At 39.9% G+C, this 11968-nt stretch carries 12 protein-coding genes; 3 read left to right on the forward strand and 9 right to left on the reverse strand.

The features are described from left to right. Window positions 1-155: 155 nt before the first annotated feature. On the reverse strand, window positions 156-800 hold the full coding sequence (gene adk / locus PMAL9190_RS04015) for an adenylate kinase (RefSeq protein ID WP_060997002.1): 645 nt from the start codon (window positions 798-800) through the stop codon (window positions 156-158). A 142-nt stretch (window positions 801-942) separates the two neighbouring features. Continuing rightward, the gene (htpG, locus tag PMAL9190_RS04020; protein WP_060997003.1) at window positions 943-2844 is read right to left on the reverse strand and encodes a molecular chaperone HtpG; all 1902 of its coding nucleotides are present in this window, start codon (window positions 2842-2844) and stop codon (window positions 943-945) included. 192 nt (window positions 2845-3036) lie between these two features. Here htpG and PMAL9190_RS04025 point away from each other — a divergent pair, with 192 nt between their 5' ends. Together PMAL9190_RS04025 and PMAL9190_RS04030 are read left to right on the forward strand one after the other, a co-directional pair. Then, complete coding sequence (locus PMAL9190_RS04025; protein ID WP_087844022.1) at window positions 3037-3915, forward strand: winged helix-turn-helix domain-containing protein; 879 nt, start codon at window positions 3037-3039, stop codon at window positions 3913-3915. Further along, complete coding sequence (locus PMAL9190_RS04030; protein WP_087844023.1) at window positions 3906-4454, forward strand: regulatory protein ToxS; 549 nt, start codon at window positions 3906-3908, stop codon at window positions 4452-4454. The genes PMAL9190_RS04025 and PMAL9190_RS04030 overlap by 10 nt, the downstream gene beginning before the upstream one ends. Window positions 4455-4541: 87 nt before the next feature. On the opposite strand, the gene recR is transcribed toward PMAL9190_RS04030, so the two are convergent. The 5 genes from recR to PMAL9190_RS04055 form a co-directional block, all read right to left on the reverse strand. Further along, on the reverse strand, window positions 4542-5141 hold the full coding sequence (recR, locus tag PMAL9190_RS04035; protein WP_060997006.1) for a recombination mediator RecR: 600 nt from the start codon (window positions 5139-5141) through the stop codon (window positions 4542-4544). Window positions 5142-5144: 3 nt separating this feature from the next. Beyond that, window positions 5145-5474, reverse strand: coding sequence for a YbaB/EbfC family nucleoid-associated protein (locus PMAL9190_RS04040; RefSeq protein WP_087844024.1), 330 nt, complete (start codon window positions 5472-5474; stop codon window positions 5145-5147). A gap of 36 nt (window positions 5475-5510) precedes the next feature. Further along, the gene (gene dnaX / locus PMAL9190_RS04045) at window positions 5511-7622 is read right to left on the reverse strand and encodes a DNA polymerase III subunit gamma/tau (protein WP_087844025.1); all 2112 of its coding nucleotides are present in this window, start codon (window positions 7620-7622) and stop codon (window positions 5511-5513) included. Between the two features lie 283 nt (window positions 7623-7905). Then, complete coding sequence (gene apt, locus PMAL9190_RS04050) at window positions 7906-8451, reverse strand: adenine phosphoribosyltransferase (protein WP_087844026.1); 546 nt, start codon at window positions 8449-8451, stop codon at window positions 7906-7908. Window positions 8452-8578: 127 nt separating this feature from the next. Next, window positions 8579-8983: a YbaN family protein gene (locus PMAL9190_RS04055; RefSeq protein WP_200813375.1), complete on the reverse strand. Its 405-nt coding sequence runs from the start codon at window positions 8981-8983 to the stop codon at window positions 8579-8581. A 368-nt stretch (window positions 8984-9351) separates the two neighbouring features. Between PMAL9190_RS04055 and PMAL9190_RS04060 the strand changes: the two genes are divergently transcribed. After that, the gene (locus PMAL9190_RS04060; protein ID WP_087844212.1) at window positions 9352-9699 is read left to right on the forward strand and encodes a TraR/DksA C4-type zinc finger protein; all 348 of its coding nucleotides are present in this window, start codon (window positions 9352-9354) and stop codon (window positions 9697-9699) included. A 117-nt stretch (window positions 9700-9816) separates the two neighbouring features. Here the strand turns inward: PMAL9190_RS04060 and PMAL9190_RS04065 are convergent, their stop codons facing one another. After that, window positions 9817-10461: a YccT family protein gene (locus tag PMAL9190_RS04065; protein WP_370738745.1), complete on the reverse strand. Its 645-nt coding sequence runs from the start codon at window positions 10459-10461 to the stop codon at window positions 9817-9819. Between the two features lie 151 nt (window positions 10462-10612). Next, window positions 10613-11614 carry a porin gene (locus PMAL9190_RS04070; protein WP_087844029.1) on the reverse strand — a complete coding sequence of 334 codons (1002 nt, stop codon included), beginning with the start codon at window positions 11612-11614 and terminating at the stop codon, window positions 10613-10615. Window positions 11615-11968 lie beyond the last annotated feature (354 nt).

The raw sequence follows: 11968 nt of genomic DNA on the forward strand, positions 1-11968 counted from the left end.
TCATACAATCTCGTAACCAAAATCACTCAATTGAACAACGATCGTGATATTGTCCTAATATTAAAACCAAAAAAAACGAGCATTACCAATAGGTAAGCCCGTTTATTTATATCGTTATTAGCTATGATGAGTCATTAGCTAATTGACAAAGCTATTTATGCTAATGCTTTCTCAAGCTGAGCACTTACTTCAGCAACAGGTAAAGTACCATCAAACTTAAGGTACTTAGTGTTACCAGCAGCAGCTTCTTTACCGTAGTATTCGATAAGAGGTGCAGTTTGCGTGTGGTATACGTTTAGACGTGCACGAACAGTTTCTTCTTTGTCATCTTCACGAATAACAAGATCTTCACCTGTTACGTCATCTTTACCTTCAACCTTTGGTGGGTTGTAAACAGCGTGGTAAGTACGACCAGAAGCAAGGTGAGCACGACGGCCCGCCATGCGCTCTACAATCACATCATCAGCAACATCAAATTCAATAACGTAATCAACAACAACGCCATTTTCTTTAAGACCATCAGCTTGAGGAATTGTGCGAGGGAAACCGTCAAGTAGGAAACCTTTTGCACAATCTTCTGCAGTGATACGCTCTTTAACAAGACCAAGGATGATATCGTCAGATACAAGTTGACCTGCATCGATCACTGATTTTGCTTGCTTACCTAGTTCAGTGCCTGCTTTGATTGCAGCACGTAACATGTCACCAGTAGAAATTTGAGGAATACCAAATTTTTCCATGATGAATTGAGCTTGAGTACCTTTACCTGCACCTGGAGCGCCCAGAAGGATAATGCGCATTGTGTTCCCCTTTAAAATAGAGTGGAAATTTGCAAAAAACTGAAAATACACTGATTAGCGCTCAGTCGCAAGCTTGGCACTAGGACCAAGCCGCGATTGAATGATTTATCAGAATAGTCTGTGACTTTGATGGTTTAATTGGTTATTTAACCAACAACTTGTTTACTGCCGCTAAGAACTGTGAAGGATCATCCATGGTGCCGCGTTCAGCAAGCATTGCTTCACCAAATAGTAACTCAACCCAACGACCAAAGATTTCTTCATCGGCTTCGTCAGCCATTTGCTTCACTAGGCTATGCTCTGGGTTTAATTCAAAGATGTACTGCACCTCTGGCGCTTCATGGCCCGCAGCGGCAAGCAATTTCGCCATTTGAGTACCCATTTCGTTTTCGTCTGTCACCATTACTGCTGGCGTATCATGCAACTTAAACGTTGGACGTACTTCTTTAACGCGATCACCAAGGTAAGCTTTAGTGCGCTCTGTTACTGAAGTAAATTCTTTTTCAGTTTCTTTTTGCTTTTCTTTTTCTTCTGCATTATCAAATGAAGACAGATCAAGATCCGCTTTGGTGATTGCTTGGAACTTCTTACCATCAAATTCAGGTAAGTGGCCCATTAGGTATTCATCAATACGATCGTACATCAAAATAACTTCTAAGCCTTTAGCACGGAATTGCTCTAGGTGCGGGCTGTGTTTTGCTGCATTAAAGTTATCAGCAGTTAAGTAATAAATCTTATCTTGGCCTTCTTGCATACGGCTAACATAGTCAGCTAAAGAAACCGTTTGATCTAATGACTCATTTTCTGTTGATGAGAAACGTAGCAATGACGCAATTTTTTCACGGTTACTAAAGTCTTCCGCTAGACCTTCTTTTAATACCTGACCAAACTCTTTCCAGAATGACTGGTATTGCTCTGGCTCATTTTTAGCCATGCGCTCAAGCATTTGTAGTACACGTTTAGTACATGCTTTACGTAGTGCTTGAGTGATTTTGTTATCTTGTAGAATTTCACGAGATACGTTTAGCGGTAAATCATTTGAGTCAATCAAACCACGTACAAAGCGTAGGTAAGTTGGCATGAACTGCTGCGCATCATCCATAACGAATACACGCTGAACATACAATTTAAGTCCATGTTGACCATCGCGATTATTTAAATCCCACGGTGCTTTTGATGGAATGTATAACAAGCTAGTGTAATCTTGCTTACCTTCAACACGGTTATGGCTCCATGTTAGTGGCTCAGCATAATCATGGGCAACGTGAGTATAAAATTCTTTATATTCTTCGTCACTAATGTCAGATTTATTGCGAGTCCATAATGCTTGCGCTTTGTTAATTTGATCCCATTTAGTACCAGTAACCTCGCCTTCTTCATTTTTTTCTTCAGCTTGAATGAAAACAGGAATACCAATGTGATCCGAATATTTACCCACAATCTCACGTAAGCGATAATCATCTAAGAATTCTTGCTCATCTGCACGCAGGTGCAAAATAATGTCAGTACCACGTGTTGCTTTAGTGATCGTCTCAATGCTGTAATCACCTTCACCAGCAGACGTCCAGCACACACCTTCATCAGCAGCGACATCAGCGCTACGAGTATTCACTGTCACACTGTCAGCAACAATAAATGCGGAGTAGAAGCCAACACCAAATTGACCAATCAGTTGCGAGTCTTTGGTTTCATTTTCATTTAACTGTGCAAAAAATTCTTTGGTGCCTGATTTCGCAATGGTACCTAAATGCTCAATCGCTTGTTCACGTGTCATACCAATACCATTATCACTAATGGTTAAAGTACCCGCTTCCTTGTTAATTGATAGCTTTACACATAAATCAGCATCATTGCCGTATAAATCGGTTTTTGATAATGCTTTAAAGCGTAATTTATCTGCAGCATCCGATGCGTTAGAAATCAATTCACGTAAAAAAATCTCTTTATTAGAGTAAAGTGAATGAATCATTAGATGCAGTAGTTGTTTTACTTCTGATTGGAAACCACGTGTTTCCTTTTTATTATCAACTGTTTGCTCGCTCATTTCGACTCCAAAAAAAATTATGAGTAGTATATAAAGATAAATATGGTCAAACTGTATGATTTCAACCTAAAATAACATGTTTTTTATTTTTATATTTTTTGAGTTGTGGTTATATATTTTTATATTCAGACAACATTCAGAGCAAACATATAATAATATTGTTCATATAAAACCCTTGGCAAGGCTAAACCAATGACAACAAATGCAACTAAGTATTTGATTGGAAATCGTTTTATTTTCGATCCTAATGACAACAGCTTAATAGATAAATGTGATAATAATGAATTAACTCGACTTGGCAGTAATGAAAGTCGAGCGTTAAGTCTGCTCATTGAAGATCCTAGCCTAATTATTACTCGCCAACGAATTCATGATTATGTATGGCGTGAACAAGGTTTTGAAGTCGATGATTCTAGCCTTACGCAAGCAATTTCAACCTTGCGTAAGGCGTTAAAAGACTCAACTAAATCACCAGAATTTGTTAAAACTGTGCCTAAACGTGGCTATCAAATGATTGCCAGCGTGGAAAACTACATCTGTCCAAAATCGCCGCAAGACATGGCGGTTGATATCGATGAGTCCGCAGTTATTTCAATGCCACCTGAGTTTGAACCTGTACTTTCTTCACCACGAAAAGAGGCATACCTTAACCTTGCAACAGCAGAATATTACCAACAAGCCCAAGAACAAACAGCAACCAAATCAACCTTAATTTCTTGGAAAGGTTGGCTAGCACTGATCATTGCTTTTATATTGCCAATTATTGTTAACATCAGTATGCCTCCCAAATCTGCAGCGTTTACTCCTTTATTTGATGTTGACGGAGTCATGCTTTACACCCCAAATAACAACCCGGATATATCACAATGGCATAGCATGATAAAAACCTGTGTCAGTAATTACCTTCAATACCATAAAAATCCCAATCAAAAACCATTTGAAATTATCGTTACTGGTGGTCAAAACAACCAACTGTACCTAAATTACTTGCATGACAGTAAGGTACCAACAGAAAACGTTACAGTGCGTTTACTTACAAGTGATAAGGATAACTCGAGCTTATGTCGCTAACCGTCTCCAACCCAATAACGCGTTTATTACGCCAATATTGGCCATTACTAATTTTAATTAGTTCGATGGTGATTTGCTCATGGGTCTACTTTTCAACAGACTATAAACAACAGCAGTTGTTAATGTCGCGAGAATGGCAAAGTACCACCATTAGTCAGATAGAATCATTACCACAAGATTCTCTGCAAGCACTACGTAAGGTAAAACAAAGTAGTAATATGGTATTTTTACCCAATCATACCTATTCGCGCATCACCATACTTGAGCTTCATAGTGATCAACCACGACCATTAACAATTCATATTTCAGAGTCGGGACGTTGGGATGTCAGCGGAGGTTATTTGTTGACTGAACCGTTGGAATTTAAAGATATCACCTCAGGTTCAAACCATGATTTTGATAGTAAGCAACTCAATATTATCAAAGATATCTTTAGAATGAATGCACAAGAAAGCCGCCGTATTGATGTCATAAATGAGCATACATTACTGCTTACCAGCCTCACTCATGGCTCAAAAGTATTGTTCTCTACCAAATAAATTTTAATAAATAAGACATTATTAAATAGCAGCCAATAAAAAACCGCGTCCAAAGAACGCGGTTTTTTTCTAGCAATAATAACAGAGTTATAATCGCTGTCGTCCAGCAAGAGAATGCGACAACGTAGTACCATCAACTAACTCTAACTCACCACCAACAGGGACACCATGAGCAATTCTGCTCGCTGGCACACCATATTCATGGCAAAGCTCCGCAATATAATGGGCTGTTGCTTCACCCTCAACGGTTGGATTGGTGGCTAAGATCAATTCACTAATTGCTTCTTTCTGCAATCGAAACTCTAGTGTATCAAGGCCAATATCAGCAGGACCAATACCATCAAGTGGCGATAAATGCCCCATTAATACAAAGTAACGCCCTGAAAACTGTCCTGTTGCTTCGACTGCAACAATATCTGCTGGGCTTTCAACCACACAAATAATGCCGTTTTCCTTTCGACGAGGATTATCGCAAATAGCGCAAACATCATCTTCGGTAAACGTACGGCAATCACGACAATGACCAATTTCAGTCATGGCTTGATTTAGCGCATCAGCTAACTGTAAACCGCCTTGACGATTTCGTTGTAGCAAATTAAAAGCCATACGTTGCGCCGACTTAGGACCGACCCCAGGCAGACAACGTAAGGCTTCCATCAAATGCTCCAGTAAATGACTGGTTCGCATTGATTAGAAAGGCAGCTTAAAGCCAGCTGGTAAGTTCATACCGCCGGTCACACCTGCCATTTTTTCTTTTTGTGCTTCTTCGATACGGCGTGCTGCATCATTGAATGCCGCAGCAATCAAATCTTCAAGCATATCTTTGTCATCTTCCATTAGGCTTTCGTCAATTTCTACACGACGTACGCTATGGCTACCAGTGATAGTTACTTTTACAAGGCCCGCACCAGATTCACCGGTCACTTCCATGTTTGCAACTTCTTCTTGCATCTTTTGCATGCGCTCTTGCATTTGCTGCGCTTGCTTCATCATGTTACCCATACCGCCTTTACCAAACATAACTCTTCTCTCTCTATCTGGTCTGGTTAAAAATCTTTAAACTGGTCTAATACTGTCTTCATCCAGTTGTGCAGCAAAACGCTGACAAATGAAATTCACATTAGGATCGTTTGCTAAACTTTCTCGTGCTTGTAACAATTTTTGTTGATACAAGTGTTCACGTAATTCCAATGGTGTTTGGCCTTGTTCGCCCAACACAATTGATAATTGCACAGATGTTTGTAACACATCATTTAAAGCACTATTTAATTGCGCTGTTGCTCGCTCTGCTTGTAAATGTTTCTGAGCTGAACGCAGATACAAGGTAATATGATCATCAGTACGCTCAAAAGCAGAGTTAAGTGCTAATTGCTGAATTAATTTAGGTACATCAAGCTGAGTAACTAACTGTGACCAACTATCCTGATTTGCCGCTTCATTGACAAGCAATTTCGCCATCTCAGGGGTTTTTTCATGCTCTAAAGCGCGCTTTAAAACTCGCGGCGTTAACTCAGGCTTAATCACCGTGTCAGCCTCAGCTTTTGCCATTGGCTTCCAGCGATATTCATCTTTTTCTGCCACATTAGCAGCAGTCGACGCCGGCATCGCATGCGTATTCAATGATGGCATCGCCGTTTGCTTATTGGCTATGCGATCCATCACTGAGGTTGCGACTTTTTTAGCTGGCGCCGTTAGGGCCTTTTTTGGCAATACCGCTGCCGGTTGGTCTTCTTGTCCGCGTTTCGTTTGACTACGTAACTGATTGCGCGCAGCTAATAATCCAGATGCAGCCGATGGCCGAGTTGCAGCAGGTTGTGTTGGCGCAACGGGCGTAGATTGCTGCTGTGATTGCAGCGGCGCTACTGGCGCTGTAGGTACCGATTGCTGCTGTTGCTGTTGTGGTACCGACGCTGACAACGGCGGTTGCGATGGTGGCATCGCTGTTGAGGTGACATTATCGGTTACTGGTGGTTGCATTTGTGCTTTTAATGCTTGCACCCGCGACACACCACTCACAGCAGTATTAACCGCTGCTGGCTGAGTACTTGGCACGACAATTGGCTGTGGTGTAATACTTCCACCGCTCACCGGTCGGAAAGCAAGCATGCGTAATAACACCATTTCTAAGCCAGTACGGCCATCTGGTGCAAACGACAAATCTTGACGCCCTTGTAAACAAATCTGATAACACAGTTGTACATCTTGTGGTGTCATCAGTTGGCTAAGTAAATTCACGCGCTCTGCATCGGGCAAGCTTTCATCAAGGCTTGCTGGCAAAGCTTGAAACATCGCCACTCGATGTAATTGTGCAGACAATTCACGTAATAAACTGTCCCATTCAATGCCAATAGCAGCAAGCTGCTGCAAACTTGCCATCGCGGTATTGGCATTAGCGCTAGCAACAGCCTCTAACAAGCACAACGCTTGATCAGTATCTAGCGTCCCCAGCATAGCCGCAACCGTTTCAGCACTAACATGGCCATTGCCTAACGCTATCGCTTGATCAGTCAAACTTAACGCATCACGCATACTACCTTCAGCAGCACGGGCTAATAACGCTAATGCACGCACTTCATATTCAACTTTTTCTTCAGTTAAAACTTTCTCTAATTGCGCGTGAATTTGTTGATGGTCTAGGTGCTTTAAATGAAACTGTAAACAACGAGATAAGATCGTTACCGGCAGTTTTTGAGGATCGGTGGTTGCCAGAATAAATTTTACATATTCAGGCGGTTCTTCAAGTGTCTTTAATAACGCATTAAAACTGTGACGCGAGAGCATATGAACTTCATCAATAAGATAAACTTTAAAACGCCCACGTGCGGGTTTATATTGCACGTTATCTAATAACTCACGGGTATCTTCAACTTTAGTGCGTGATGCAGCATCGATTTCTAATAGATCAACAAAACGCCCTTCATCGATTTCACGACAGGTTGTACATTTACCGCAAGGTGTCGCCGTAATGCCTTGCTCACAATTTAGTCCTTTAGCAAAAATACGTGCGATAGTCGTTTTACCGACGCCACGGGTACCACTAAAAAGATAAGCATGGTGAAGCCGATTTTGTTCTAAAGCATTACCTAATGCTGTTAACACATGTGATTGTCCAACCACATCTGCAAACTGATAAGGACGCCATTTTCGGGCCAGAACCTGATAACTCATTTATAAATAACCTTAATCAATCTGGACTGCATCTGGTGCAACGAAATTCGCCACTCTTTCTTTTATTCTCGCCATCATAGCCATAATGACAACAACTGCTAGTGATCATTATAAAACAAAGAAAATAAACGAAATAGTAACGAGATAGGTAAAACATTAAATTCAACATTAATGCTAGCATAGTGCCCATTTGTGAGCGAGAGGGCGCTAGAGTAAGCGCCCAATGATTAACCAACTACCACCTTATTACAGAATATAATCAGCCATAGTTGTTAAAGAGATCTTAATGTCCTGGGAAATCACAAATAGAGTAAACGTTAAGTCCCAAACCTTGTAAACGTGCTTCACCACCAATATCTGGTAGGTTGATCACAAATGCAGCATCAGTAACATCACCGCCTAAACGACGTACTAAGTTAGTGGTTGCTTCAATAGTACCACCCGTCGCCAGCAGATCATCAACTAACAGCACTTTGTCACCGGCAACAATCGCATCTTTATGAATTTCTAAGGTATCTTTACCATATTCAAGTTCATAACTCTCAGCAATCACTTCACGTGGTAATTTACCCGGTTTACGTACAGGTACAAATGCAACCCCTAACGCTAATGCTAATGGCGCACCAAACAAGAAACCACGCGCTTCTGTACCAATGATCTTAGTGATACCTTGATCTTGATATTTTTCAGCCAAAATAGCGATCGTAGCACGATACGCTTCAGGCACTTCCATTAGGCTAGTGACATCACGAAAAAGAATACCTGGTTTAGGGTAATCTTGAATTGATTTAATGCTGTTAGTAATTAGATCTAATGTTTCTTGGTTCATCATTCTTTCCGTACTTACTCTTATCTGCAAACAGAGTAATCTCAAGTTAAAGCCTGCAGATTGCAGACGAAAGCATAAAAATAAAGCCGTTCACAACAGCTGTATTTTTATGTGATAAGTACGCATTTTATGGGTTTTCGTCAGCTTCGGCAACTGACGTAATATCAGCTTGAAGTTCAACCACTGGTATGCGATTAAAACAGTACAATAAAACTATCATTCCCAGCAGCAACATGGCTTTATGCCACCATAATGGCACCATCACAATTGAAAAGCTGAAACTGAGTACTATCATCACCCTGCCACGACGTTTTACAACAGATGTTACAGCCCCATGTTGATGCCAATTAACTAAAATCGGTCCAAGCTGAGGATGTTGATGTAACCACTGGTTTAATTTAGGTGATCCTCGCATAAAGCAAGCACTCGCTAACAATAAAAAAGGCGTGGTTGGTAATAAAGGTAAGAAAATTCCAAGTACACCCAAAGCGACGGCAAGCCAACCCAAGATGACTAAAACATAGCGTATCATTCGGCTCTTCACCGCAATGTCTTTATTCACCTCTTACTACCTCAATTCGCAAACTTAACAACTTATATACCTTTTCTATTGCGAAACACGCACCATGTAACAACAATCACCAGTAATTGTTAACATTTATCATTATTCATTGATATTGGCTATACCACAGCAAAAATTAACCAATATTTATTAAATTCGCTTAAAGAATTGATTCAAATCACAACGGCATACTGAATCTCTATTAGACTAATAACACTTAGAGGTACTGCATTAGATTTTTATTTAGCCGCAGTATAACAACACTCAATCAAAGCTGCGGTAATTAAATGATTACCCTGACTTTATTATTGAATATCACCACTATGGCTATGACCGATATGAATTATAAAAATTTTCAGTATCCGCTAGAGACAGAGTATTTGTCCTTAGCTGAAAAATTAAAAAATGAAATGTTAATCAATCATTTAAATGACAGTGCTATTGCTGATAATAACACTGACCTTAATGATCTAATCGTAATGGCTAAATCGTCTTTTATACCGAACCTTTTTGATATGGCGATACGATTAGAAAAAGTGGATGCTGCTGTATGCTCATTTAAGCTAGGCATGTATGGCTTATGCGCTGATTGTGAAGAGGAAATTGAGTATAGCGATCTTGAACAAGATCCCGCTCAACCTCGATGCAAAGCTTGTCGTGAGCATAGCCGTTACCACCACGATTAATTATCGCTAAAGGCTATACTTTGCTAGCGAACAAACAAAAGGCAACCTCGGTTGCCTTTTACTTTTCTATTACAAAATAGCCACATTAATAATCAGCAAATCAGTTAACCTAATTGGTTAATTAAAATCTTTTTCCGCCATCCAAATTTTAAAGGCTTTTTTATCGCTATTTGACGCCTTGGTGTACCACATTTTTAATTGCGTTAATGCATCACCCGTAATTTCTACCTTGCCAGTTTTATTATCAACATTCACTGCTACTTGTTGTAAATCTACCGCATTACCTTGTTCAATCACAATGCCATTATCACTATTATAAGCCGCAACCAGCGCTTCAATATCACTGTACGCCGCTAAACCTTCACCTTGTAATTCAACACCGTCAAGCGCTTGTAGGGCACCACCTTCAACCACTAATTGCCACTTCGCACCCCGTTCAAAAAAAGCCTTCGCTTGTGATTCAGCGGTTAACCGTGGCAGCGTAATTTCAGCATTTTTTTGGGCTAAATCAATCTCAAATAAATACGGGCGAGAAGTAAAAATAGTCGATTTTGAACCACGCTTAACCTCACCGTCAAAACGCACTACCACTTGGTGTTTACCAGCTGATAATTCAACGCTATCGACAGCGTTCCAGCCTTGCGCTTTCACTTCTTTACCATCCACTGCTAATAACTCAATTTTATCCGCAACTGATAACGTTGCTGCTTGGGTTGCCGCTGAAAACAATGCTATTAATAGCCATAATGTGTTTTTCATTATTAATCCTTAATCTATTTTTTATCGACTGCTCATTGCTATTACTAGCGCAATTAAACTAATGCGTGATAGCAATATTCACTCAGTAAAAAATAAAAGTTAGCAAAAAGCCGCCCAAGAAGGCGGCTTCATTAATTGTTACGTTAACACTTGATTAGAATTTAACTTCTAGACCAGCTACGTAACCGAATTCTTCAACGTCAGCAAATACTTTGTCGTTATCAGAATAACCAACTTCAGCGTATGCTTTAACATTACTGTGCAATTGCTGTGTTACGTTAGCATATACGTTATCGTGCTGAACTTTACCTTTGCCAGCATGGTGGCCATTCGCATGTACGTAACCTAGAGCAAATGTAGTTTTTTCTAGCGTGTAAGAGCCGTTAACTTCGTATAGATCTAGATCTTTTTGAACTTTCTTAGTGTCAGACTCTTTGTATTTCATCTGACCAAAAGAAGCCGCTAGGTTTACAGCACCCATAGCGTATTCAGCTTCTAAGTTGTAACCACGAATGTCATCACCAGCTTTGCCAGGAATGATAATAGGCTTACCATCAACAGTTTCACCTGTGTCAATTAAACCTTGAAGACCGATACGCTTACCGTCATAACCGTATACACGAACGTCTAGACCGCCAGTACGGAAACCAACACGACCATCAGTGATTGTAGTGCTGTGGTCAGTGTCCATATCATGAGAAATAGCAGTGTAGAAAGTACCGTTATCGTAAACGTACTTAGCAACACGGTCACCTTCAGTTTGAACAAAGCTAATTTGCTCTAGACCCATTTCGTAGTCTTTACCAATACCTGAATCATCTGAAACTAGTAATTGACGACCAAAAGTTAGTGTACCGAAGTCACCAGAAAAACCAGCCCATAGCTCATCATTCTTAACTTCTTTGCTTTCGTACTTAAACGCAGTACCAGAAACAACATTTAGGTTATCGCTAATAGCAATCGATGCATTTAGAGATAAATCACCATCGTCTAAACGAATTGTTGAATCAGCATTCTTTTCATAGCCATCATATAGTTGCACTTCAACTGCGCCAGAAAGATCAACTTTAACGCCATTTGCGTCGTAAAGGTTGATGCCAGCATTTGCAGAACCAGCTGCAGTTAGAACTGCTAGCGCTAATAGAGTTTTTTTCATGATATGTCCACTGCCTTTCTTATTGTTGTAAACCTCAATCCTGAGGTTCCCTGTCCCTATTTTCCCCTGCTATGTGCATTGATTAAAAAACAAAACACTAAAATACAAGGGGAAGTAATTTATGGCTCACATCCTGACAGAAGTTCAATATTTTTGTCAAATAATCTAAATTAAACATAAAAAAATATAAAACACATCACAAAAACAACAAGTTACAATCAAACAACTAGATATTAATCACACTAAAATAAGTAAAAAAATGCAATTAACAATTATTTAATAACTATAAATAACTGTTAAATACATCAACAAAAAACCAAATAAAAAAGAAAAAACAGCACAAACAACTATTTA

It is taken from the genome of Photobacterium malacitanum (genome assembly GCF_900185615.1).
GTDB lineage: Bacteria > Pseudomonadota > Gammaproteobacteria > Enterobacterales > Vibrionaceae > Photobacterium > Photobacterium malacitanum.

What these genes read in the sequence shown, in the direction of transcription:
- adk (WP_060997002.1), bottom strand. Translation starts at nt 800, where the DNA reads ATGCGCATTATCCTTCTGGGCGCTCCAGGTGCAGGTAAAGGTACTCAA.
- htpG (WP_060997003.1), bottom strand. Translation starts at nt 2,844, where the DNA reads ATGAGCGAGCAAACAGTTGATAATAAAAAGGAAACACGTGGTTTCCAA.
- PMAL9190_RS04025 (WP_087844022.1), top strand. Translation starts at nt 3,037, where the DNA reads ATGACAACAAATGCAACTAAGTATTTGATTGGAAATCGTTTTATTTTC.
- PMAL9190_RS04030 (WP_087844023.1), top strand. Translation starts at nt 3,906, where the DNA reads ATGTCGCTAACCGTCTCCAACCCAATAACGCGTTTATTACGCCAATAT.
- recR (WP_060997006.1), bottom strand. Translation starts at nt 5,141, where the DNA reads ATGCGAACCAGTCATTTACTGGAGCATTTGATGGAAGCCTTACGTTGT.
- PMAL9190_RS04040 (WP_087844024.1), bottom strand. Translation starts at nt 5,474, where the DNA reads ATGTTTGGTAAAGGCGGTATGGGTAACATGATGAAGCAAGCGCAGCAA.
- dnaX (WP_087844025.1), bottom strand. Translation starts at nt 7,622, where the DNA reads ATGAGTTATCAGGTTCTGGCCCGAAAATGGCGTCCTTATCAGTTTGCA.
- apt (WP_087844026.1), bottom strand. Translation starts at nt 8,451, where the DNA reads ATGAACCAAGAAACATTAGATCTAATTACTAACAGCATTAAATCAATT.
- PMAL9190_RS04055 (WP_200813375.1), bottom strand. Translation starts at nt 8,983, where the DNA reads ATGATACGCTATGTTTTAGTCATCTTGGGTTGGCTTGCCGTCGCTTTG.
- PMAL9190_RS04060 (WP_087844212.1), top strand. Translation starts at nt 9,352, where the DNA reads ATGAATTATAAAAATTTTCAGTATCCGCTAGAGACAGAGTATTTGTCC.
- PMAL9190_RS04070 (WP_087844029.1), bottom strand. Translation starts at nt 11,614, where the DNA reads ATGAAAAAAACTCTATTAGCGCTAGCAGTTCTAACTGCAGCTGGTTCT.